Source organism: Pseudomonas sp. BN411 (assembly GCF_029871235.1).
GTDB lineage: Bacteria > Pseudomonadota > Gammaproteobacteria > Pseudomonadales > Pseudomonadaceae > Metapseudomonas.
Genome location: NZ_SSOM01000073.1, coordinates 218,974 through 240,297, shown reverse-complemented (window position 1 = coordinate 240,297; position 21,324 = coordinate 218,974). Strand labels below are relative to the sequence as shown.

The following is a 21,324-nucleotide window of genomic DNA, read 5'->3' as shown; positions in this document are numbered from 1 at the left end:
CGAGAACGGAGTAACAGCCTATGCGCACCCGCCTCTATGCAGCCGCCTTCGCCCTGATCGCCGTGCCTTTCGGTTCAGCCATGGCAGACAGCGATTTCTGGCGAGACATCATTTCGTCCGGCGCCACGACCGCTTCCACCTACCTCACCTTCAAGGACGACAAGCTGATAGTCGCGGCCCGCGACGACGCCAGCAGCTACGTCGCCAGCGGCGGGGAAATCCGCGGCCCTTACCTGGAGGCCGCACTGCAGCGCATTCGCAGCGAACACCCCGACCTCAAAGCCAGCGACGCCGAACTGGCCAACGCGATCCTCACCACCGAGGAGTGAAGCTTCGCGCGGGTCTTTCGCGAGCAAGCTCGCTCCCACAGGGATAGGCAAGGCCCAGATGTAGGAGCCAGCTTGCTGGCGAATGGTGGTGTTTCGCGAGCAAGCTCGCTCCTACCCCCTACTCCCGATAGTCCTCGATCGGCACGCAAGCGCAGAACAGGTTGCGGTCGCCGAAGACATTGTCCACCCGGTTCACCGTCGGCCAGTACTTGTGGGCGCGGGTGTGGCCGGTCGGGGTGACGGCTTCCTCGATGCTGTAGGGCCGCTCCCAGTGGCCGATGACATCAGCCAGGGTGTGGGGCGCACGCTTGAGCGGGTTGTCCTCGGCCGGCCAGTCGCCCGCCTGTACCTTGGCGATCTCCGCGCGAATGCTCAGCATCGCCTCGATGAAACGGTCCAGCTCGTGTTTGTTTTCGCTTTCCGTGGGCTCGACCATCAGGGTGCCCGGCACCGGGAAGCTCATGGTCGGTGCATGGAAGCCGTAGTCCATCAAGCGCTTGGCCACATCCTCCTCGGTGATCCCGGTTTCCGCCTTGAGCGGCCGCAGGTCGAGGATGCATTCATGGGCCACCCGGCCGTTGCGCCCGCTGTAGAGCACCGGGTAGGCGTCGCCGAGCTGCCGGGCCAGGTAGTTCGCATTGAGGATCGCCACTTCGGTGGCATCGGCCAGTTCCGGCCCCATCATGGCGATGTACATCCAGCTGATCGGCAGGATGCTCGCGCTCCCCCAGGGCGCCGCGCTGACCGCGCCATTCTCCGGGTTCGGCCCCTTCAGCTCGATCACCGGGTGGTTGGCGACGAAGGGCGCCAGGTGCGCGCGCACGCCGATCGGCCCCATGCCCGGCCCGCCGCCGCCGTGGGGAATGCAGAAGGTCTTGTGCAGGTTCATGTGCGAGACGTCGGCGCCGATATCCGCCGGACGCGCCAAGCCCACCTGGGCGTTGAGGTTGGCGCCATCCATGTACACCTGGCCGCCGTGGCTGTGGATAACCTCGCAGATCTCGCGGATGCCCTCTTCGTACACACCGTGGGTCGAGGGATAGGTGGCCATCAGGCAGGACAGCTGGCCACCGGCGTCCTCGGCCTTGCGCTTGAGGTCTTCCAGGTCGACGTTGCCTTCCTGGTCGCACTCGACGATCACCACCCGCATGCTCGCCATCTGCGCCGAGGCCGGGTTGGTGCCGTGGGCCGAGGCGGGAATCAGGCAGATGTTGCGATGCCCCTCGCCGCGGCTCTCGTGGTAGCGGCGGATGGCGAGCAACCCGGCGTACTCGCCCTGGGCGCCGGAGTTGGGCTGCATGCAGATGGCGTCGAATCCGGTGATGGCGCATAACCAGGCTTCCAGCTCGTCGATCATCAGTCTGTAGCCGAGGGCCTGCGCGCGGGGCGCGAAGGGGTGCAGGTTGGCGAACTCCGGCCAGGTGATGGGGATCATCTCGCTGGTGGCGTTGAGCTTCATGGTGCAGGAGCCCAGCGGGATCATCGCCTGGTTCAGCGCCAGGTCCTTGTTCTCCAGCTGTTTGAGGTAGCGCAGCATCTCGGTTTCGCTGTGGTGGGCGTTGAACACCGGGTGATCGAGATAACCGCTGCTGCGCGACAGCTCCGCCGGAATCCCGGGAACCAGTACCGCCTGGTCCAGCTCGTCAACGGACAGGCCGTGGTCGGCGCCGAGGAAGATGCTGAACAGCTGATTCACGGTTTCCGCCGTGCAGGTTTCGTCGAGGCTGACCCCCAGCTTGCCGCGACCGAGGATGCGCAGGTTGACGCGCGCGGCCTTGGCCGACTCGATGATCGCCGTCTGGCTGCCGCCGACATCCAGGGTCAGGGTATCGAAGTAGTACTGGTTGTCGCGCTGGACGCCCCGGCGCGCCAGGCCTTCGGCAAGGATCGCGGTCAGCCGGTGGACCCACTGGGCGATGCGTTTCAGCCCCTCGGGGCCGTGGTAGACGGCGTAGCAGCTGGCGATATTGGCCAGCAGCACCTGGGCCGTGCAGATGTTCGAGTTGGCCTTCTCGCGGCGGATGTGCTGCTCGCGGGTCTGCAGCGCCATGCGCAGGGCGACGTTGCCGCGGGCGTCCTTGGAGACGCCGATGATCCGCCCGGGCATGGCGCGCTTGAAGTCGTCACGGGTGGCGAAGAAGGCCGCGTGTGGGCCGCCGTAGCCCATGGGTACGCCGAAGCGCTGGGCCGAGCCGAATACCACGTCCGCCCCCAGCTCGCCGGGCGGGGTGAGCACCAGCAAGCTGAGCAGGTCGGCACCGACGCAGGCCAGCGCCTGCTGGCCATGCAGGTGCGCGATGAGCGGGCGCAGGTCGCGGATCTCGCCATGGGTATCCGGGTACTGCAGCAGCGCGCCGAATACCTGGTGCTGCGCCAGGTTATCCACATGGTCCACCACCAGGTCGAAGCCAAAGGCCTGGGCGCGGGTCTGCACCACGGAAATGGTCTGCGGGTGGCAGTCCTCGTCGACGAAGAACAGGTTGCTCTTCGACTTCGCCACGCGCTTGGCGAGCGCCATGGCTTCGGCGGCGGCGGTGGCTTCATCGAGCAGGGACGCACTGGCGAGGTCGAGACCAGTGAGGTCGATGGTCAGTTGCTGGAAGTTCAGCAGCGCCTCCAGCCGGCCCTGGGCAATTTCCGGCTGATAGGGGGTGTAGGCGGTGTACCAGCCGGGGTTTTCCAGCACGTTGCGCAAGATAACCGTGGGAGTGATGGTGCCGTAGTAGCCCATGCCGATCAGGCTGGTCCACAGCTGGTTCTGGTCGGCATAGCCACGCAGCTTGGCCAGGGCCTGTTGTTCGTCCAGCGCCGGAGGCAGATCGAGGGGCCGATTGAGGCGGATCGCCGGCGGCACCGTCTGCACGATCAGCTCATCGAGGCTGTCGAGGCCCATGGCCTCAAGCATGGCCCGCTGCTCCGCTTCGTCCGGCCCCAGATGGCGACGGAGGAAGGCATCGGGCTGTTGGAGCTGGGACAGCGAGGGCATCTGGGACATGGGACAGAACCTCGTTTGGCCGCATCAAAAAACAAAAAGCCTCGACTAGCGAGGCTTTTTGAAGGATAGCGGGTGAATCAGCTATCGGCGTCGGCGGCTGCCTTGTAGGCGGCGGCATCGAGCAGTTTGTCCAGCTCGGCGACGTTGCTCGGCTTGAGCTTGAAGAACCAGGAGCCGTACGGATCGCTGTTGACGCTCTCGGGGGCATCGCTGACGCCTTCGTTCACGGCGATCACTTCACCGCCGATCGGCGCGTAGATGTCGGAAGCGGCCTTCACCGATTCCACCACGCCAGCTTCCTGACCAGCGGCCAGGGTCTTGCCGACTTCCGGCAGCTCGACGAATACCACGTCGCCCAGGGCTTCCTGGGCATGGTCGGTGATGCCCACGGTAACGCTGCCATCGGCTTCCAGACGGGCCCACTCGTGGCTGGGGGCGTAACGCAGTTCAGCGGGGATGTTGCTCATGTCGAATTCCTCAGAGACTGTGGCGGATGGCCCGCCTGCAAATTTAGATCAAGGCTTTGCCATTGCGCACGAAGTTCGGTCGCACGATGCGTACCGGGAACCACTTGCCGCGGATTTCCACTTCGGCACGCTCGCCGGCGGCCATCGGCAGCCGCGCCATGGCGATGGATTTGTTCAGGGTCGGGGAGAAGCTGCCGCTGGTGATCTCGCCCTCGCCCACGCCCTCTACCCGTACCACCTGGTGGGCACGCAGCACACCGCGCTCTTCCAGCACCAGGCCGACCAGCTTGCTGGCCACGCCGGCGGCGCGTTCTGCTTCGAGGGCCTGACGGCCGATGAAGTCACGGGATTCGGGTTCCCAGGCAACGGTCCAGGCCATGTTGGACACCAGCGGAGAGGCCTCTTCGCTCATGTCCTGGCCGTAGAGGTTCATGCCGGCCTCCAGGCGCAGGGTGTCGCGGGCACCGAGGCCAATGGGGGCGATGCCGGCGCCCACCAGTTCGTTGAAGAAGCTGGCGGCCTGATCGGCGGGGAGCATGATTTCCAGGCCGTCTTCGCCGGTGTAACCGGTGCGGGCGACGAACCAGTCGCCTTCAGGCAGGCCCTGGAAAGGTTTCAGTTCGTGGATCAGCGCCGCGCGCTCGGTGCTCACCAGCTCGGCCACCTTGGTGCGGGCGCTGGGGCCCTGGATGGCCAGCACGGCGAGGTCAGCACGTTCGTCGAGCTTGACGTCGAAACCCTGGCTGCTGGCCTGCATCCAGGCCAGGTCCTTGTCGCGGGTGGCGGCGTTGACCACCAGGCGATAGCCGAAGCCGGTGAGGTAGACGATCAGGTCGTCGATCACCCCGCCCTGCTCATTGAGCATGGCACTGTAGAGAGCCTTGCCGGAGGTTTGCAGGCGCTCGACATCGTTGGCCAGCAGGTACTGGAGCCAAGCCTTGGCCTGGGCACCGGACACGTCCACCACCGTCATGTGGGAGACATCGAAGACGCCGCAATCGCGACGCACCTGGTGATGCTCCTCAACCTGGGAGCCGTAGTGCAGCGGCATGTCCCAGCCGCCGAAATCGACCATCTTGGCTCCCAGCGCCAGGTGCTGGTCGTGCAATGGAGTGCGCTGTCCCATGGGTTTCTCCTTCCGGGCTTGGCGAGGATGCGGCGGGCCTTGGGCGCGGGATCATCCGCTGCCGCAGCTGGGGGGCCGCAACGAATGGCGCGCATTGTAGCCGCAAGGTCGGGCACTGGACACTCCGGCTGGCAGTCAGCAAAAAGTGTGGTCGCGTATTAGCAAATTGCCATCGCGTCCTGCCCGCTCCGGACTGGCCGACCCTTGTCCCACCGCGTTCAGTGGCCGATCCGTCGTGCCGAACGGCGTATCAAGCCGATCACCGGCAGCAGGCCGACCAGCACCAGAGTCAGGGCGGGCAATGCGGCGCGGGCCCATTCCCCTTCGCTGGTCATTTCGAAGATGCGCACGGCCAGGGTGTCCCAGCCGAAGGGACGCATCAGCAGGGTGGCGGGCATTTCCTTGAGGACGTCGACGAACACCAACAGCGCGGCGCTCAGGGTGCCCGGCACCAGCAGCGGCAGGTAGACGCGGAAGAACAGCGCCGGGCCGCCGACACCAAGGCTGCGGGAAGCCTCCGGCAGCGACGGGCGGATGCGCGCCAGACCGTTCTCCAGCGGGCCGTAGGCCACCGCCATGAAGCGCACCAGGTAGGCCAGCAGCAGCGCGCCGAGGCTGCCCAGCAGCAGCGGCTTGCCGGCACCGCCGAGCCAGCCGGACAGCGGGATCACCAGATGCTTATCGAGGTAGCTGAAGGCAAGCATGAGAGACACCGCCAGCACCGAACCCGGCAGCGCATAGCCGAGATTGGCCAGGCCGACTGCGGCGCGCACCGGCCGGGCCGGCGCCAGGCGGCGGGAGAAGGCCAGCAGCAGCGCCACACAGACGGTGAGCAGCGCAGCCATGCCGCCGAGGTAGAGGGTGTGCAGGATCAAGCCGGCATAGCGCTCGTCGAGGTCGAAGCGGCCACGCTGCCAGAACCACACCAGCAACTGCAGCATTGGGATGACAAAGGCACAGGCGAACACCAGGGAGCACCAGAAGGTCGCCGCCAGGGCCTTGATCCCGTGCAAGTGGTAAAGCGCCTTGCCGCGGGGCCGCTCGCTGGCCGGGCGGCTGGCGCCACGGGCGCGGCGCTCGCCATAGAGCACCAGGCAGACGCCAAGCAGCAGCAGGCTGGCCAGCTGGGCGGCGCTGGAGAGGCTGAAGAAGCCGTACCAGGTCTTGTAGATGGCGGTGGTGAAGGTGTCGAAGTTGAACACCGCCACGGCGCCGAAGTCCGCCAGGGTTTCCATGACCGCCAAGGCCAGGCCGGCGCCAATGGCCGGTCGCGCCATGGGCAGGGCGACCCGCCAGAACGCCTGCCAGGGCGATTGTCCGAGAACCCGGGCGGCTTCCATCAGCCCCTTGCCCTGAGCCAGGAAGGCGGCGCGGGCCAGCAGGTAGACGTAGGGATAGAAAACCAGCACCAGCACCGTGATCACCCCGCCTGTCGAGCGCACTCGCGGCAACCGCAAGCCGCTGCCGAACCACTCGCGGAGCAGGGTCTGCACCGGGCCGGAGAAATCGAACAGGCCAATGAACACAAAGGCCAGCACATAGGCCGGCACGGCGAAGGGCAGCATGAGCGCCCAATCCAGCCAGCGCCGGCCGGGGAATTCGCAGAGGCTGGTAAGCCAGGCCAGGCTGACGCCAATCACGGTCACGCCAACCGACACGCCGGTGACCAGCACCAGGGTATTGCCCAGCAGGCGCGGCATCTGGGTTTCCCAGAGGTGGGACCAGATTTCCCCATCCACTTCCCCCCAGGACAGCAGCAGAACGCTCAGGGGCAGCAGAACCAGGAAGGCGACGGCAAAGCTGATGGGATACCAGCGACGCTGGGCGGGATGGGCCACGCAAACCTCTCGGGGATCGAAACAGGACGCCCCGGACTGGCCGGGGCGTCGAGTATAGCGGCAGTGCGGCGGATCAGTTCCAGCCGACGCGGTCCATCATCTTGATGGCCTCGGCCTGGCGCTTGCCGGCCACTTCCACCGGGATGGTGTCGGCCTTGAAACTGCCCCAGGCGGCGACTTCATCCGACGGCTTGACCTTCGGGTTGGCCGGGAACTCCTGGTTGATGCCGGCGAACAGGCTCTGCGCCTCGTCGGTGGTCATCCACTCCACCAGGGCCTTGGCGGCCTCGGGGTGCGGCGCGTGCTTGGTCAGGCCGACGCCCGACAGGTTGACGTGCACACCGCGGTCAGCCTGGTTCGGCCAGAAGATCTTCACCCGTAGCTCCGGGTTTTCCTTGTGCAGGCGGCCGTAGTAGTAGGTGTTGACGATGCCGACGTCGCACTGGCCGGCATCCACCGCCTGGATCACGGCGTTATCGTCGGCGAACACGTCGGTGGCCAGGTTGTTCACCCAGCCCTGGAGGATTTCCTCGGTCTTGGCCGCACCATGGGTTTCGATCAGGGTGGCGGTCAGCGACTGGTTGTAGACCTTCTTCGCGGTACGCAGGCAGAGGCGGCCTTCCCAGTTCTTGTCGGCCAGCGCCTCGTAAGTGGACAGCTCTTCCGGCTTCACCCGCTCGGTGGAGTAGACGATGGTCCGCGCGCGCAGCGAGAGGCCAGTCCAGGCGTGGGTGCCGGAGCGGTACTGGGGCGGGATATTGCTGTCGATCACCGGCGAGGTGAAGGGTTGCAGGATGCCCATCTGTTCGGCTTGCCACAGGTTGCCGGCGTCGACGGTGAGTAGCAGGTCGGCTACGCCGTTCTCCCCTTCGGCCTTGATCCGCTGCATCAGCGGAGCTTCCTTGTCGGTGATGAACTTGATCTGCACGCCGGTCTTGGCGGTGTAAGCATCGAACACCGGCTTGATCAGCTCGTCGATTCGCGAGGAGTAGACCACCACTTCATCGGCGGCCTGGGCCGAAACAGCGGCGGCGGACAGCGCCAGGAGCGCGAAAAGGGACTTACGTACCCGCATTGCAGAAGCCTCTTGTGATGACAACAAAGGCTGAATGATAGTCAACCTCAGTTGAGAGCTGTAGCTAGATTTTTCCCGGGGAATGTTTCGACATGTATCCCGCTCCGCCATGGAGCGGGATTGAGCTTGCTCAGGCGCGTGCCAGATCCGGCAGGTCCCCGGAAAGCCCCAGCGCCTGACGCACAAAAAGCGCCTTGGCCTCAGGCATGCCGTCGACCCATTTCAGGCCGCTGTTGCGCAGCCAGCGCAGGGGCAGCGGATTGGCCTGGAACAACCGCTCGAAACCTTCCATTGCCGCCATCATCGCCAGGTTGTGGGGCATGCGCCGACGCTCGAAGCGGCCCAGCACACGCTCGTCAGCCAGGCGCTCACCACGGCCATTGGCATGCAGCAGGACTTCGGCCAGCACCGCTGCATCGAGGAAGCCGAGGTTGACCCCCTGCCCTGCCAGCGGATGGATGGTGTGAGCGGCATCGCCGATCAGGGCCAGGCCCTCTTCCACATAGCGCTTGGCATGGCGCTGGCGCAGCGGGATGCACAGGCGCGGGTCGGCGCCGAGTACTTCGCCCAGGCGCCATTCGAATGCCCGGCCGAGTTCGTTGCAGAAGGCGGCATCGTCCAGGGCCATCAGGCGCTCGGCCTCGGTCGGGGTGACCGACCAGACGATGGAGCACCAGTGCTCGTCATCCCGTTCCAGGGGCAGGAAGGCCAGCGGACCGTCATCGGTGAAACGCTGCCAGGCGGTGCGCTGGTGCGGTTCGGCACAGCGCACGCTGGTAACGATGGCGTGGTGCAGGTAATCCCACTCGCGGGTGGCGCAACCGGCCAGGCGGCGCACCGCAGAGTTGGCACCGTCGGCGGCGACTACCAGGGGCGCGCGCAGTTCGCGGCCGTCCACCAGGGTCAGCAGCCAGTCGTCACCGGAGCGGCGCAGGCGTTCCAGGCGCGCACCGGGCATCAGGCCGATACCGCTGTCGTGCAGGGGTTCCATCAGCGCGTCCTGGACCACTCGGTTCTCGACGATGTGGCCCAGCACCTCGGCATGCACGCTGGAGGCGGAGAAGTGAATCTGCCCGGTACCGGAGCCGTCCCAGACACGCATTTCGGAATACGGGCTGCTGCGCCGCGCGAGCACGCCCGGCCAGGCGCCCAGGCGCAGGAGGATGCGCTGACTGGCGGCGGACAGGGCGCTGACGCGCGGTTCGAAGGCCGCGGCCGGGTCGAATGGCTTGACGCTGAGCGGACTGCCGTCGATCAGCAGGATGTCCAGGCCACTGTCCTTCAGCGCCAGGGCCAGTGCACTGCCGACCATGCCGGCGCCCACGATGATCAGATCCGCGCGCAATTCCATATCAGGCCTTGAGGCTCCCTGTGTGTCCGTTCGAGGCACACCCGGTCAATCCGGGCGAGTGCCCAGGCCCATGGCCTGGCGGGCGAACCAGCGTTTGGCCGGCGGCAGCAGGTCGAGGCCGAGCAGGCCCAGGTTGCGTCCGGCGGCCAGCAGCGGCTCGGCGTTGGAGAAGAGGCGGGTCACCTGATCGGAGAAGCCCACCGTGAGGTTCTGGTCCAGGCGCTGGCGCTGCAGGTAGCCCTGCAGGGTGGCGAAGTCGCCCGGCGTCTGGTCGCTGGCCAGCAGCGCCTCGGCCAGGGCCTGGGCGTCGCGCAGCGACAGGTTGTAGCCCTGGCCGGCGATGGGGTGCAGGCTGTGGGCGGCGTTGCCCAGCACCACGAGGTTGGAGCGCACCTGCTCTTCGGCTTCCACCAGTTCCAGCGGATAGAGGTGGCGCGCGCCGACCTGCTGGAACGCTCCCAGGCGATAGCCGAAGGTTGCCTGCAGTTCATCGAGGAAGCGCCGTTCGTCCAGTCGAGCCAGGCGCTCGGCGTCGTCACCGGGGCGGCTCCAGATCAGCGCACAGCGATTTTCCGGAAGCGGCAGCAGGGCCATCGGACCGTCATCGGTGAAGCGTTCGAAGGCCTGGCCACGGTGGGCTTCCAGCGGGCTGACGTTGGCGATCAGCGCGGTCTGCTGGTAAGGGGAGCGGCGCACGCCGATGCCCAGTTGTTCGCGCAGGCCGGAACGGCCGCCATCGGCGAGCACGGCGAGGTCGCAGTCGAGCTGGGTTTCGTCGTTCAGGGTCAGGCGGTATCCGCCCTCCAGGGCCTGCATGCCGACCACTTCGGCCGGGCAGTGCCAGGTCACCACGTCCTCGTCCAGGGCCTGCCAGAGGCATTGGCCAAGCCACGCGTTCTCGACCACGTAGCCGAGTGCCGGAACGCCTTCTTCAAGTGCGGCCAGGCGGGCGGCGCCGAAGCGTCCGCGGTCGGAGACGTGGATCTGCAGGATGGGTTCAGCGCGCTGGGCGATGGTCTGCCAGAGACCATGGCGCTCGTAGATCTGCCGGCTGCCAAAGGACAGCGCGGAGGAACGGGCATCGTAACTGGGCTGGAAGCTGTTGCCGGGGGCGAATGGTTCGATCAGGACGATCTTCCAGCCCCGCGCCCGGGCGCCTTCCTGCAGCGCCAGGGCGAGGCTGGCACCGACCAGTCCGCCGCCGATGATTGCGACTTGGCTGTGGTGCATGTCAGGCGGCCTGGCTGCGCGCAGCGGCCATCAGCGCCTCGATTTCGTCCACGGTCTTGGGCACGCCGCCGGTGAGGATTTCGCAGCCGGTCTTGGTCACCACCACGTCGTCCTCGATGCGCACGCCAATGCCGCGCCACTTCTTCGCCACGTCCTGGTTGTCGGCGCCGATATAGATGCCGGGCTCGACGGTCATCGACATGCCGGGCTCCAGCACGCGCCACTCGCCGCCGACCTTGTATTCGCCGACATCGTGCACATCCATGCCCAGCCAGTGGCCGGCTCGGTGCATATAGAAGGCCTTGTAGGCTTCGGAGGCGATCAGTTCATCGACATCGCCCTTGAGCAGGCCCAGCTCCACCAGTCCGGCGGTGATGACCCGCACGGTGGCTTCATGGGCTTCGTTCCAGTGCTTGCCGGGGGCGATTTCAAGGAAGGCGGCTTCCTGGGATTTCAGCACCAGCTCGTAGATGGCCTTCTGCTCGGGGCTGAAGCGGCCGCTGACCGGGAAGGTGCGGGTGATGTCGCTGGCGTAGCAGTCGAGCTCGCAGGCGGCGTCGATCAGCACCAAGTCGCCGTCCTTCAGGGGCGCATCGTTCTCGCGGTAGTGCAGGATGCAGGCGTTCTTGCCGGCGGCGACGATGGAGCCGTAGGCCGGCATCTTCGCGCCGCCCTTGCGGAATTCATATTCCAGCTCGGCTTCCAGGTGGTACTCGTACAGACCTGCACGGGAGGCCTGCATGGCGCGCACGTGGGCACGGGCGGACACCTCGGCGGCCTCACGCATGACCTTCACTTCCGCCGCCGACTTGTACAGGCGCATGTCGTGCAGCAGGTGATCGAGCGCGACGAATTCCTTCGGCGGCTGGGCACCCTGGCGGGCCTTGGAGCGGATGGTATTGACCCACTCCATCAGGTGCTGATCGAACTCGGTGTTGGTGCCGATGGAGTAGTAGACGCGGCTGCGCCCTTCGATCAGGCCCGGCAGAATGTCGTCGATATCGCCAATGGGGAACGCGTCGTCGGCACCAAAGTCACGGATGGCGCCGTCCTGGCCGGCGCGCAGGCCGTCCCAGAGTTCACGCTCCGGATCGCGCTCGCGGCAGAACAGCACGTACTCGCCATGCTCGCGGCCGGGAATCAGCACCAGCACCGCTTCCGGCTCGGGGAAGCCGCTGAGGTACTGGAAGTCGCTGTCCTGGCGGTAGACGTGCTCGACGTCGCGATTGCGAATATGCACGGGCGCGGCGGGCAGGATGGCGATGCTGTTGGCTTCCATCTGCGCCATCAGCGCCTTGCGGCGACGGGCGTATTCGGCCTTGGGGATACGGGTCATGCGCGCTCCTTCAGGGCGGGCGGGTGCCCGCCACAAGGGTCAATGCAACGAGGGTTTGGCAGCTGGCGCGGCGGGCTTGGCACACTCGGCGAAGAGCAGCAGGGGCGCCACGCGCAGGTACTCCATCACTTCCATATAGTCGCTCTCGCCATCGTCGGAGTCTTCCAGGGCGCTCTGCACCTGGGCGATCGAGGCGAGATCCTGGAGCACTTCCACGGCCTCACCGGATAGCGCGCCCTCGCGGGCGGTCAGGCCGAAGCCGCCGAGGAAGCCCTGGCACCACTGGCCAAGGGCGGCGGCACGCTCGGCCAGCGGCGCGTCGTCGCTGGGCAGCAGCAGGACCACGGCCATTTCGGTGCCGGTCAGCTCGCTCTTGACCATTTCCTGCAGGCCGATCAGGGCCTGGCGCAGGCTGTCCTGGGGAGCGCTGCCGAGCAGTTCCTCGGCGTCGACCAGCCAGGGCTCGGGCTCGAAACCGGCACCGGCGCAGCTGCGGCCGAGCAGCATGCCATGCAGTTCGGCTGGGGAAACCGGCTGGCCGGAGGTGGTCAGAAGCGCGGCGAAAGCGTTGTAGGGAGAATTCGAACTGGACATAAGGGTGGCTAGGCGCCAGAGGGCGCAATCACTAGAATGACGGCCTCGTATCCTAGCAGCCTGGCGCCCTGAAGGCAGCATTGGCCGCCCGGTCACGACGCCCTATCTGCGTACCTGCGACAATTCGCACCGGCAGTTATGGGTTTGACCCTTCCTCGCGTCGATCCTATATAGTCCCGGTCACTCCTCACCAAGTAGACAGCCCATGGAAGACGCCGAACTGCATGCACTGACGGCCAAGCTGGAATTGCTGATCCAGCGTGTCGAGCAGCTCAAGGCCCAGAACCGGCTCCTGCTTGCCAGCGAGAAGGCCTGGCGTGAAGAACGCGCTCATCTGATCGAAAAGAACGAAATGGCCCGGCTCAAGGTCGAAGCGATGATTTCGCGCCTGAAAGCCCTGGAGCAGGATTCATGACCCAGTCCAACACCGTCACCGTCCAAATCCTCGATAAGGAATACTGCATCGCCTGTCCTGCGGACGAGCGCGCCAACCTGGAAAGCGCCGCCCGTTACCTGGACGGAAAGATGCGCGAGATTCGTTCCAGCGGGAAAGTCATCGGCGCCGACCGCATCGCCGTGATGGCTGCGCTGAACATTACCCACGACCTGTTGCACAAGCAGCAGCGCCTGGACCAGGAAGCCACGTCCACCCGTGAGCGGGTACGTGACCTGCTGGAGCGCGTCGACCACGCCCTGGCCGCCGATCCGGACGCACAGCAGGCCTGAGCATCGCCCGGCCGCGGCAAAGTGACGCTCCTTGACGTTTTTTGACGCAGCCGGACCGACGCACAGCAGTTTCCTGAATGGTTCTTGGGGTATACTCGCCGCCAGCTCCCTGGTGTGTTGGCCAGTCGGTGATGTCCCTGAGCCGATAAATGCAACCACGGGGGTTGCAAGTTGAGGCCGGTGTGCATGTCCGCCTGACGGAAAGCCTTAACGCCTCCTGCAGCCTCCACCTTGAACTTTCGGGTTCAAGGGCTAACCCGACAGCGGCACGACCGGGGAGTCTATTTTCTTCATGATCTGCGCCGGATCCCACTCCCGCCAGAGCCTGCGCCGCCTGCTCCGCCAGGCACGTCGCGCACTCTCCCCCCTCCAGCAGAAGCAAGCCGCCAAGGCCCTGTACCGCCAGCTCGCGCAGGATCCGCTGTTCCGTCGCGCCCGGCATGTCGCCCTCTATTTGCCCACCAATGGCGAGATCGACCCCCGCCCGCTGCTGCGCGAAGCCCAGCGCCGGGGCAAGAATGCCTACCTGCCGGTGCTCAACGCCTGGCCACGGGAAAAAATGGTGTTCCAGCGCCTGCTGCCGGGCGAACGGCTGCAGAAGAATCGCTTCCGTATCCTCGAACCGCGCGCCAATCAGGCGCAGCAACGCAAGGTCTGGGCACTGGATCTGGTCATGATGCCCCTGGTGGGCTTCGATGAATTCGGCGGACGTCTGGGAATGGGCGGCGGTTTCTACGACCGCAGCCTGGCCTACCTGGCGCGCCGGCGCCAATGGCGCAAACCAACCCTGCTGGGCCTGGCGCATGAATGCCAGAAAGTGGACAGGCTGGAGCTCGCCAGCTGGGACGTGGCCCTGCAGGCGACCGTGACGGACAGAGGCTGGTACTGAGTAGGCTGACGGCGGCACCGCGATCCTTGCGGTGCCGGTCGGGGTAGGATCAGGGCTGTTGGGTCAGATTGATGGGCGCGCTGCTCTGGCGTTCCCACAGACTCTGCGTGTAACCGGTGGTAACCACACCCAGGCCAAAAATGATGACCAATACCCAGAGGATGTCTGGCTTTTTGCGTTTCATCGATTGCCTCCCCCTTGCAGGCAAACTTCGCGCGATAACCGATGGCGAATTGTTGTTTTGGTTTTGACCGTACGGCGGCAGCAGCTTAAAGCGCGGCATTTTCCGGCAACGTGAGCGAACACGCAATTTATGACGCCAACCGGCTGTCGGCCAGACTCCAAGCTGGGAAGCCCCAATTAAGGACGAACGTACAGGAGCAAAGTTCATGCCTTTCTGGCTGATGAAATCCGAACCCGACGAACTTTCCATCCACGACCTGCAGCGCCTGGGCAAGGCGCGCTGGGACGGCGTGCGCAACTACCAGGCGCGCAACTTCATGCGTGCCATGCGCCCGGGCGAACTGTTCTTCTTCTATCACTCGAGCTGCCCGGAACCGGGCATCGCCGGCATCGCGCGGATCGCCGGGGAGGTCTATCCGGACCCCACTGCGCTGGATCCACAAAGCCACTACCACGACCCCAAGGCCAGCCCGGAGAAGAACCCCTGGAGCGCCCTGGACGTGGAGTTCGTCGAGGCATTTCCGCAGGTCATCCCCCTTGGCCAGATACGCCAGCAGGCGGTGTTGTCCGGCATGCCGCTGGTGCAGAAAGGCAGCCGCCTGTCGGTAATGCCGGTAACCGAAGAAGAATGGGCCGGGGTACTCGCCCTCCGTTGAGTCGAACATGGCCCTGTGCTATGACGGAGGGGAATTCCCCGGGGCGCCCCCATGTCGCATTCTCATCCCGCCTGGCTGGTCCGAACGACACTCGCCCTGCTCTTCCTGGCGCTGTGCGGTACCAGCCTGCTGCTCTGGAAACAGATGGAAAATGCCCAGCAGGAGCGCATCCGCGACCGCGTCGGCTACCAGGCCCGTGCTCTGGCCGCCGAACTGGAAAACAACCTGGTGGACGAAGTCGAGGGCCTGCGCCGCATGGCCCTGCTGTGGAGCCATCAGGACCGGATTCCGCGTGACGAATGGACCCTGGAAGCCAACTTCGCCATGGAGCACTTCCCCGGCTACCAGTCCATCCAGTGGATGGGCGCCGACCTTCGCATGCGCTGGGTCCTACCCGAGAAGGGCAACGAGGCGGCGATCGGCTTCCGCCTGACCCGCAACCATCCCAACTTCAACCTCGCCATGCAGGCCAAGGCCAGTGGCGAGGCGCAACTGTCCAACAGTTTTCCCCTGATCCAGGGTGGCCGCGGCTTCGTGCTCTACACCCCGCTCTACATCAAGGATGAACAGAGCGACCACACGTTCGACGGTTTCCTCCAGGGCGTTTTCCGCGTCGAACCTTTGATGGACGCGCTCCTCGCCAGCCTCGATAACCGCGACTTCAGCGTCCAGCTACTGGAATCGGGCCAATCCATCTACCAGCAGGATCAGCCGGAGAGCCTGACCTCGCTCAGCCAGCGCGTCCCGCTGCACCTGCTCAACAACAGCAACTTCGCCCTGCAGCTTTCACCCACCCGCAAACTGGTGGAACAGCTCAGCTCGCCCCTGCCCCAAGTGGCACTCGGTGCCAGCCTGCTCACCAGCCTGCTGCTGGTCGCCGCCCTGGCCCTGGCGCTTGAGAACGCCCGCCGTGCCAGCGCCCTGCAGGATGGTTATCGGCGCCTGAATGATGAAGTCAGCCAGCGCGAGCATGCCGAGCAGGACCTGAACGAAAGCCGCGAGCGCCTGCAACTGGTCCTCGACCTGACCGACTTCAGCCAGGATGGCCTGTTCATCTTCGACCTCGCCAACCGCGAGATCCTGCATATGAACCGGGCCACCCACGCCAGCCTCGGCTACAGCGCCGATGCCTTCCGTCACTTGTTGAAGGAGGACCCGGAGCAACTGCTACCTGGCTTTCACACCTGGCTGGAGTTGGTGCGCCAGGCCCGCCGGGATGGCGACTCGGGCATCTTCCAGCGCGAGATGCGCCGCGCCGACGACAGTCTCCAGGCGGCGGAGATCAGCGCCCAGTTGGTGACCCTGAACGGCCGCGACTACTTGATTGGCGTCTCCCGCGACAATCGCGAACGCCTGGAACTTGAAGCGCGTCTGCAACGGCTGTCCCAGCAGGATGGCCTGACGGGCCTTTACAACCGCCGCTATTTCGACCGCCAGCTGAATGGTGAATGGCGCCGCCTGCGCCGTCTCGGCGCGCCGCTGGCACTGCTGATGCTGGATGTGGATCACTTCAAGGCATTCAACGACCGGCTCGGCCACCAGGCCGGTGACGACGCCCTGCGCCGGGTCGCCCAGGCCCTGCAGCAGAGCCTGCAACGCGAGGGCGACGTGGCCTGCCGTTACGGCGGCGAGGAGTTCGCCATCATCCTCGCCAACACCGCTGAAGACGGCGCGCGGCATGTGGCAGACAGAGTGATGGTGCAGGTGGCGGAACTGGACATCGAGCACCCGGCCAGCCCGGAGGGGCGACTGACCCTGAGCATCGGCATCGCAATCTCCGACCCGGCCCGCGAAGACCAGCCCGAGAGCCTGGTATCACGCAGCGACGCCGCGCTCTACCGGGCCAAGCGCGAAGGACGCAATCGCACCTGCCTGTGGGAGAAGGCTCAGGGCTGAATGATCAGGTTGTTGAACAGCAGGTCGTCCACCAGCGGGGCGCCTTCCTCGCTGTGCAAAACCTGCTGCACCTGCTTGAGGGCTTCCTGGCGCAGCTTTTCCTTGGAATCGGACGAGTTCAGGGTTTCGTCGGTCTGCTGGGAGAACAGCATCACCAGCTGATTGCGGATCAGCGGCTCATGGCGCGTGACCTTTTCCTCCGCTTCAGGGCCGGTGACCCGCAGAGAGATGTCGGCCTTGTAGTACTTCAGGCGCGGGCCCGGCCCGTAGTTGCCCACCAGGGACGGCACCAGGTCGATGTAGGCAACCTTGGGCGCCTCGCCTTCCTTGGTCTCCTCCTCGGCCATCGCCAGCAAGGGGAGGGTCAGGGCCAGCAGCATTGCAGTCAGTCTTTTCACCGGGATCATCCTCAGCACGAATGGCGCCTAGCATAGCCACAGGCGCGGCCGCCCCCAAGACCCCCGTTTATGCAGCTCCATCAGGCCCAGCCATGCTGATTGACCCCCCGAGCCCCCCACCTACACTGCAAGGCCACAAGTCCGGGGCCAACGCCCCACGCCAAGGAGCTCCGCGATGAAAGCCGTCCTGTGCAAAGCCTTCGGTCCCGCCGACACCCTGGTGCTGGAGGAAGTCGCCAGCCCCGAACCCAAGAAAAATGAAATCCTGATCGATGTGCATGCCGCCGCGGTCAACTTCCCCGACACCCTGATCATCGAAGGCAAGTACCAGTTCAAGCCGCCCTTCCCCTTCTCCCCGGGTGGTGAAGCGGCTGGCGTCGTCGCGGCGGTGGGCGAAAAGGTCAGCCACCTCAAGCCCGGCGACCGGGTGATGGCGCTGACCGGCTGGGGCAGCTTCGCCGAGCAGGTGGCGGTACCGTCGTACAACGTGATGCCGATTCCCAAGGGCATCGACTTCAACTCCGCCGCCGCCTTCGGCATGACCTACGGCACCTCGATGCACGCCCTGAAGCAGCGCGCCAACCTGCAGCCCGGTGAAACCCTGCTGGTACTCGGCGCTTCCGGTGGCGTCGGCCTGGCGGCAGTGGAAATCGGCAAAGCCATGGGCGCCCGGGTGATCGCCGCCGCCAGCAGCGCGGAAAAGCTGCAAGTGGCGAAGGCCGCGGGTGCCGACGCGCTGATCAACTACAGCGAGGAAAACCTCAAGGATCGCGTCAAGGAACTCACCGGTGGCCAGGGCGCCGACGTGATCTACGACCCGGTGGGCGGTGACCTGTTCGATGCGGCCGTGCGCTCGATCAACTGGAATGGCCGCCTGCTGGTGGTGGGTTTCGCCAGCGGCCGCATTCCCGAACTGCCGGTGAACCTCGCACTGCTCAAGGGGGCTTCGGTGGTCGGCGTGTTCTGGGGCTCCTTCGCCCAACGCCAGCCCCAGGACAACCTGGCCAACTTCCAGCAGCTGTTCGCCTGGTACGCCGAAGGCAAGCTCAAGCCGCTGGTGTCCCAGACCTTCCCGCTGGAGCGCGCAAGCGATGCGATCAATGCCCTGGCCACGCGCCAGGCAGTGGGCAAGGTGGTGGTCGAAGTCCGCTGATGCTTTCGTAGCAGCGGATTTCATCCGCTCCTACGAAGACAAAAAAGCCCCGCGTGAGCGGGGCTTTTGTATGGGTGACATTGGCGCTGGCGGCCCCCCTCACCCCAACCCTCTCCCTCCGGGAGAGGGTTGGGGTGAGGGGACAGAGTCACCCTGTACGACGGGGCGATTCCAAGTCCGGGGTTCGCGAACAACCTGCAACGCCGGAGGCTCAGGAATACAGCGCCTTGAACTGCTCGCGCAGCACGTTCTTCTGCACCTTGCCCATCACATTGCGTGGCAGGGCGTCGACGACCACCACGCGCTTGGGCTGCTTGAAGCGCGCCAGCTTGCCATCGAGTGCAGCAAGGATTTCCGCTTCGGTCGGGGTGTGATCCTTGCTCGCCACCAGCACGGCGGTGACGCCTTCGCCGAAGTCCGGGTGCGGTACACCGATCACCGCCGATTCCGCCACGCCCGGCAGGGTGTCGAGGATCTGCTCCAGCTCCTTCGGGTACACGTTGTAGCCGCCGCTGATGATCATGTCCTTGCTCCGCCCGACGATCTGCACGTAGCCCTTGGCGTCGATGAAGCCGATGTCGCCGGTCATGAAGTAGCCGTCGGCGCGCAGTTCCTCGGCGGTCTTCTCCGGCATGCGCCAATAGCCCTGGAACACGTTCGGCCCGCGCACCTCGATCATCCCCGGCTCGCCCTGCGGCAGCTGGGTCGGCTCGGCGACACCCGGATCGGTGATACGCAGCTCGACGCCTGGAAGCGGGAAGCCGACGGTGCCGGCAATACGCTCGCCATCCAGCGGGTTGGAAGTATTCATGCCGGTCTCGGTCATGCCGTAGCGTTCCAGGATCGCCATGCCAGTGCGCTCGAAGAAAGCCTTGTGGGTCTCGGCGGTGAGCGGCGCGGAACCGGAGATGAACAGGCGCATGTGCGCCACCACTTCGCGGGTCAGGCCGCTCTGGTCGAGCAGGCGGGTGTAGAAGGTCGGCACGCCCATCAGCAGGTTCACCTGCGGCAGCAGGCGAAGGATTTCCGCGGCGTCGAACTTGGCGAGGAAGAGCATCGATCCGCCGGCCATCAACAGGCTGTTGATGGCCACGAACAGGCCATGGATGTGGAAGATCGGCAGCGCGTGAAGCAGCCAGTCGGAGGGGCTGATCTTCCAGTAATCCACCAGCGCGCGCGCGTTGGACACCAGGTTGCCGTGACTGATCATCGCGCCCTTGGAGCGCCCGGTGGTGCCGGAGGTGTAGAGGATCGCAGCGAGGTCGGTGGAGGCGCGCGGCACGTCGGCAAAGCGCCCCGGCTTGCCTTGCACCGCGTCCATCAGCGAGCCGTCGCCGGCATCGCCCAGGGTCGCCACGCGGGCTACGCCGCTGGCCTGTGCAAGTTCGCGGGCTTGCGCTTCGAAGGCCGGCGCACAGACGAACAGCGAGGGCTCGGCATCATCGAGGAAGTAGCGCAATTCCTCGCCCGTGTAGCCGCTATTGAGCGGCAGGTAGACCGCGCCCACACGCAGTACGGCGAGGTAGAGCATCACCGTCTCGGGGCTCTTGTCGACCTGCACGGCCACGCGGTCGCCCGGCTGCACGCCAAGCTCGACCAGCGCGTGGGCGAACTGCGAGGTGCTGCGCAGCATCTCGGCATAGCTGTAGCCGCCACCGTCCGAAGTACGGATGAAGGGCTTGGAAAGGTCACTGGGCAGGTGTTTGCCGACTTCGGCGAAAAGGCTCTGGTTCATGGTGAGTCCTAGCGTTTTGTTTTCGCCGACAGGGTGGCCAGCTTGCGGACCTCAGGGGAGGCCGTGACTGCGCCCTGGTTGGCGTAGGCTTCGTGGTTCTTCTCGATCTGGCGCAGCTCGTAGCGGTAATTGACCATCAGCCCGGCGGCCTGGCGCAGGCCACTGGCGGAGAGATCGCCACGCCAGTTCAGGCGTTCCAGGCGGGCGCCGTTGCCGAGGTGGAAGCGCGCCACCGGGTCCAGCGGCAGGCCGGCGCCATTCTTGGCGTGCAGGAAGTATTCGGCAGCCAGCGCCAGCAGTGGCTGCTCAGTGCGCGGCGGTGGTGGTGCGTCGGGCTTGAGCGCCTTGAGCAGGTCGGCGGCGGCCGCGCCCAGTTGCGCATCGTCGCCCAGGCCATCGAGCCAGCGGCGGAAACCGGGCACCGGCGACAGGGTGACGTACTGGCGCAGGCCGGGAACTTCCCGCGCCAGCTCTTCCACCACCTGCTTGATCAGGAAATTGCCGAAGGAGATGCCGCGCAGGCCGTCCTGGCAGTTGCTGATGGAGTAGAACACCGCGGTGTCCGGTTCTTCCGCAGGTTGCGCCTCGGAGCCAGGCTCAAGAATGTCTGCAATCGCGCCGGGCATGGCGCGGGTCAGCGCCACCTCGACGAAGATCAGCGGCTCGTCGGCCAGTGCCGGGTGGAAGAATGCAAAGCAGCGGCGGTCGGCCGGCTGCAGGCGGCTGCGCAGGTCGTCCCAGTCCTTGATGGCGTGGACGGCTTCGTACTTGATGATCTTTTCCAGGATCGACGCCGGGGTCGACCAGTCGATCCGCCGCAGCACCAGGAAGCCCCTGTTGAACCAGGAGGCCAGCAGGTGCTGCAGGTCGTGATCCACGGCCGCCAGGTCGGGCCTGCCCTTGAGTTCCTGCAGCAACAGACGACGCATGGCGATCAGCTCGGCGGTGCCGCCAGGCGCCTGGTTGAGCCGGCGGAACAGCTCCTGGCGCGGCGGCTCGCTGGCCTGGAACAGCGCCGTGATGTTGCTCGCCGACGGGTCGTCCAGATAGCGCTGGCAGGCTTCGGCCAGTGCATCGTGGGGCGGCGCGAAGTCCTTGAGGAGAATGTCGAAGAAGGCCTTCTGCTGCGCCTGCGGGCAGTCGCGGTAGGCGCACAGCACCTGCTGCGCCAGCGCCACACCCGAGGCTTCACCGTGACTGGAAATCAGCTTGCGGCTGGCTTCGGCCAACGCCTGAGCATTGCCCGGCGGCGGCTCGCGTGAGTCCAGCAATTGCCGGCCTCGCTCGGTGATGCTTTGCAGAAGATCCTGGAAGAAGCTGGTGTTCATGCGTCACCCCTTCTGGCGA

20 protein-coding genes and 1 other RNA gene are annotated in these 21,324 nt (G+C 65.7%); 8 read left to right on the top strand and 13 right to left on the bottom strand.

What is annotated here, in order from left to right; genetic code table 11:
- The first annotated feature begins 20 nt into the window (after positions 1 to 20).
- Positions 21 to 329 (top strand): DUF2388 domain-containing protein, encoded by a 309-nt coding sequence (locus E8F06_RS19175; RefSeq protein ID WP_280370078.1) that lies wholly within the window; start codon positions 21 to 23, stop codon positions 327 to 329.
- A gap of 118 nt (positions 330 to 447) precedes the next feature.
- Here the strand turns inward: E8F06_RS19175 and gcvP are convergent, their stop codons facing one another.
- From gcvP to E8F06_RS19130, 9 genes are all read right to left on the bottom strand, one after another.
- A complete protein-coding gene (gene gcvP / locus E8F06_RS19170) occupies positions 448 to 3,324 on the bottom strand; it encodes an aminomethyl-transferring glycine dehydrogenase (RefSeq protein ID WP_280370076.1) in 2,877 nt (958 codons plus the stop codon).
- A gap of 77 nt (positions 3,325 to 3,401) precedes the next feature.
- On the bottom strand, positions 3,402 to 3,791 hold the full coding sequence (gene gcvH / locus E8F06_RS19165) for a glycine cleavage system protein GcvH (protein WP_280370074.1): 390 nt from the start codon (positions 3,789 to 3,791) through the stop codon (positions 3,402 to 3,404).
- A gap of 43 nt (positions 3,792 to 3,834) precedes the next feature.
- On the bottom strand, positions 3,835 to 4,917 hold the full coding sequence (gene gcvT / locus E8F06_RS19160; RefSeq protein WP_280370072.1) for a glycine cleavage system aminomethyltransferase GcvT: 1,083 nt from the start codon (positions 4,915 to 4,917) through the stop codon (positions 3,835 to 3,837).
- A gap of 218 nt (positions 4,918 to 5,135) precedes the next feature.
- Positions 5,136 to 6,755: an iron ABC transporter permease gene (locus E8F06_RS19155; protein WP_280370070.1), complete on the bottom strand. Its 1,620-nt coding sequence runs from the start codon at positions 6,753 to 6,755 to the stop codon at positions 5,136 to 5,138.
- A 73-nt stretch (positions 6,756 to 6,828) separates the two neighbouring features.
- Complete coding sequence (locus tag E8F06_RS19150) at positions 6,829 to 7,830, bottom strand: extracellular solute-binding protein (protein WP_280370069.1); 1,002 nt, start codon at positions 7,828 to 7,830, stop codon at positions 6,829 to 6,831.
- Between the two features lie 130 nt (positions 7,831 to 7,960).
- Positions 7,961 to 9,175 (bottom strand): 2-octaprenyl-3-methyl-6-methoxy-1,4-benzoquinol hydroxylase, encoded by a 1,215-nt coding sequence (locus E8F06_RS19145; RefSeq protein WP_280370626.1) that lies wholly within the window; start codon positions 9,173 to 9,175, stop codon positions 7,961 to 7,963.
- A gap of 51 nt (positions 9,176 to 9,226) precedes the next feature.
- On the bottom strand, positions 9,227 to 10,411 hold the full coding sequence (gene ubiH, locus E8F06_RS19140; RefSeq protein ID WP_280370067.1) for a 2-octaprenyl-6-methoxyphenyl hydroxylase: 1,185 nt from the start codon (positions 10,409 to 10,411) through the stop codon (positions 9,227 to 9,229).
- Position 10,412: 1 nt separating this feature from the next.
- Positions 10,413 to 11,747: a Xaa-Pro aminopeptidase gene (gene pepP, locus E8F06_RS19135; RefSeq protein WP_280370065.1), complete on the bottom strand. Its 1,335-nt coding sequence runs from the start codon at positions 11,745 to 11,747 to the stop codon at positions 10,413 to 10,415.
- A 39-nt stretch (positions 11,748 to 11,786) separates the two neighbouring features.
- A complete protein-coding gene (locus tag E8F06_RS19130) occupies positions 11,787 to 12,341 on the bottom strand; it encodes a YecA family protein (protein WP_280370064.1) in 555 nt (184 codons plus the stop codon).
- Positions 12,342 to 12,546: 205 nt separating this feature from the next.
- Here E8F06_RS19130 and E8F06_RS19125 point away from each other — a divergent pair, with 205 nt between their 5' ends.
- From E8F06_RS19125 to E8F06_RS19110, 4 genes are all read left to right on the top strand, one after another.
- Positions 12,547 to 12,756, top strand: a complete 210-nt coding sequence (locus E8F06_RS19125; protein WP_028626819.1) for a TIGR02449 family protein — start codon at positions 12,547 to 12,549, stop codon at positions 12,754 to 12,756.
- Positions 12,753 to 13,067, top strand: coding sequence for a cell division protein ZapA (locus E8F06_RS19120; RefSeq protein WP_077525606.1), 315 nt, complete (start codon positions 12,753 to 12,755; stop codon positions 13,065 to 13,067). The genes E8F06_RS19125 and E8F06_RS19120 overlap by 4 nt, the downstream gene beginning before the upstream one ends.
- A 103-nt stretch (positions 13,068 to 13,170) precedes the next feature.
- Positions 13,171 to 13,350: non-coding RNA, 6S RNA (ssrS, locus tag E8F06_RS19115), on the top strand.
- A gap of 9 nt (positions 13,351 to 13,359) precedes the next feature.
- Positions 13,360 to 13,956 (top strand): 5-formyltetrahydrofolate cyclo-ligase, encoded by a 597-nt coding sequence (locus tag E8F06_RS19110; protein ID WP_280370062.1) that lies wholly within the window; start codon positions 13,360 to 13,362, stop codon positions 13,954 to 13,956.
- Between the two features lie 49 nt (positions 13,957 to 14,005).
- Here the strand turns inward: E8F06_RS19110 and E8F06_RS19105 are convergent, their stop codons facing one another.
- On the bottom strand, positions 14,006 to 14,140 hold the full coding sequence (locus E8F06_RS19105; RefSeq protein WP_263399163.1) for a hypothetical protein: 135 nt from the start codon (positions 14,138 to 14,140) through the stop codon (positions 14,006 to 14,008).
- Positions 14,141 to 14,345: 205 nt separating this feature from the next.
- Between E8F06_RS19105 and E8F06_RS19100 the strand changes: the two genes are divergently transcribed.
- Complete coding sequence (locus E8F06_RS19100) at positions 14,346 to 14,795, top strand: EVE domain-containing protein (RefSeq protein WP_280370060.1); 450 nt, start codon at positions 14,346 to 14,348, stop codon at positions 14,793 to 14,795.
- 51 nt (positions 14,796 to 14,846) lie between these two features.
- Positions 14,847 to 16,691, top strand: coding sequence for a diguanylate cyclase (locus tag E8F06_RS19095; RefSeq protein ID WP_280370058.1), 1,845 nt, complete (start codon positions 14,847 to 14,849; stop codon positions 16,689 to 16,691).
- Here E8F06_RS19095 and E8F06_RS19090 read toward each other — a convergent pair.
- Entirely contained in the window at positions 16,682 to 17,098 is a 417-nt protein-coding gene (locus E8F06_RS19090) for a flagellar basal body-associated protein FliL (protein ID WP_280370624.1), read from the bottom strand. The genes E8F06_RS19095 and E8F06_RS19090 overlap by 10 nt on opposite strands.
- 166 nt (positions 17,099 to 17,264) lie before the next feature.
- Here E8F06_RS19090 and E8F06_RS19085 point away from each other — a divergent pair, with 166 nt between their 5' ends.
- A complete protein-coding gene (locus E8F06_RS19085) occupies positions 17,265 to 18,242 on the top strand; it encodes an NADPH:quinone oxidoreductase family protein (protein ID WP_280370056.1) in 978 nt (325 codons plus the stop codon).
- Positions 18,243 to 18,453: 211 nt separating this feature from the next.
- Here E8F06_RS19085 and E8F06_RS19080 read toward each other — a convergent pair whose 3' ends face one another.
- Together E8F06_RS19080 and E8F06_RS19075 are read right to left on the bottom strand one after the other, a co-directional pair.
- A complete protein-coding gene (locus tag E8F06_RS19080; RefSeq protein ID WP_280370054.1) occupies positions 18,454 to 19,977 on the bottom strand; it encodes a malonyl-CoA synthase in 1,524 nt (507 codons plus the stop codon).
- An 8-nt stretch (positions 19,978 to 19,985) separates the two neighbouring features.
- Entirely contained in the window at positions 19,986 to 21,305 is a 1,320-nt protein-coding gene (locus tag E8F06_RS19075; RefSeq protein ID WP_280370052.1) for a malonyl-CoA decarboxylase, read from the bottom strand.
- Between the last annotated feature and the right edge of the window lie 19 nt (positions 21,306 to 21,324).

Excerpts from the sequence above, each read along its gene's own strand:
- E8F06_RS19100 (WP_280370060.1), top strand. The coding sequence starts at position 14,346 with ATGCCTTTCTGGCTGATGAAATCCGAACCCGACGAACTTTCCATCCAC.
- gcvT (WP_280370072.1), bottom strand. The coding sequence starts at position 4,917 with ATGGGACAGCGCACTCCATTGCACGACCAGCACCTGGCGCTGGGAGCC.
- ubiH (WP_280370067.1), bottom strand. The coding sequence starts at position 10,411 with ATGCACCACAGCCAAGTCGCAATCATCGGCGGCGGACTGGTCGGTGCC.
- E8F06_RS19105 (WP_263399163.1), bottom strand. The coding sequence starts at position 14,140 with ATGAAACGCAAAAAGCCAGACATCCTCTGGGTATTGGTCATCATTTTT.
- E8F06_RS19080 (WP_280370054.1), bottom strand. The coding sequence starts at position 19,977 with ATGAACCAGAGCCTTTTCGCCGAAGTCGGCAAACACCTGCCCAGTGAC.
- gcvP (WP_280370076.1), bottom strand. The coding sequence starts at position 3,324 with ATGTCCCAGATGCCCTCGCTGTCCCAGCTCCAACAGCCCGATGCCTTC.
- E8F06_RS19085 (WP_280370056.1), top strand. The coding sequence starts at position 17,265 with ATGAAAGCCGTCCTGTGCAAAGCCTTCGGTCCCGCCGACACCCTGGTG.
- E8F06_RS19120 (WP_077525606.1), top strand. The coding sequence starts at position 12,753 with ATGACCCAGTCCAACACCGTCACCGTCCAAATCCTCGATAAGGAATAC.
- E8F06_RS19150 (WP_280370069.1), bottom strand. The coding sequence starts at position 7,830 with ATGCGGGTACGTAAGTCCCTTTTCGCGCTCCTGGCGCTGTCCGCCGCC.
- E8F06_RS19175 (WP_280370078.1), top strand. The coding sequence starts at position 21 with ATGCGCACCCGCCTCTATGCAGCCGCCTTCGCCCTGATCGCCGTGCCT.
- gcvH (WP_280370074.1), bottom strand. The coding sequence starts at position 3,791 with ATGAGCAACATCCCCGCTGAACTGCGTTACGCCCCCAGCCACGAGTGG.
- pepP (WP_280370065.1), bottom strand. The coding sequence starts at position 11,747 with ATGACCCGTATCCCCAAGGCCGAATACGCCCGTCGCCGCAAGGCGCTG.
- E8F06_RS19075 (WP_280370052.1), bottom strand. The coding sequence starts at position 21,305 with ATGAACACCAGCTTCTTCCAGGATCTTCTGCAAAGCATCACCGAGCGA.
- E8F06_RS19090 (WP_280370624.1), bottom strand. The coding sequence starts at position 17,098 with ATGATCCCGGTGAAAAGACTGACTGCAATGCTGCTGGCCCTGACCCTC.
- E8F06_RS19110 (WP_280370062.1), top strand. The coding sequence starts at position 13,360 with ATGATCTGCGCCGGATCCCACTCCCGCCAGAGCCTGCGCCGCCTGCTC.
- E8F06_RS19130 (WP_280370064.1), bottom strand. The coding sequence starts at position 12,341 with ATGTCCAGTTCGAATTCTCCCTACAACGCTTTCGCCGCGCTTCTGACC.
- E8F06_RS19125 (WP_028626819.1), top strand. The coding sequence starts at position 12,547 with ATGGAAGACGCCGAACTGCATGCACTGACGGCCAAGCTGGAATTGCTG.
- E8F06_RS19095 (WP_280370058.1), top strand. The coding sequence starts at position 14,847 with ATGTCGCATTCTCATCCCGCCTGGCTGGTCCGAACGACACTCGCCCTG.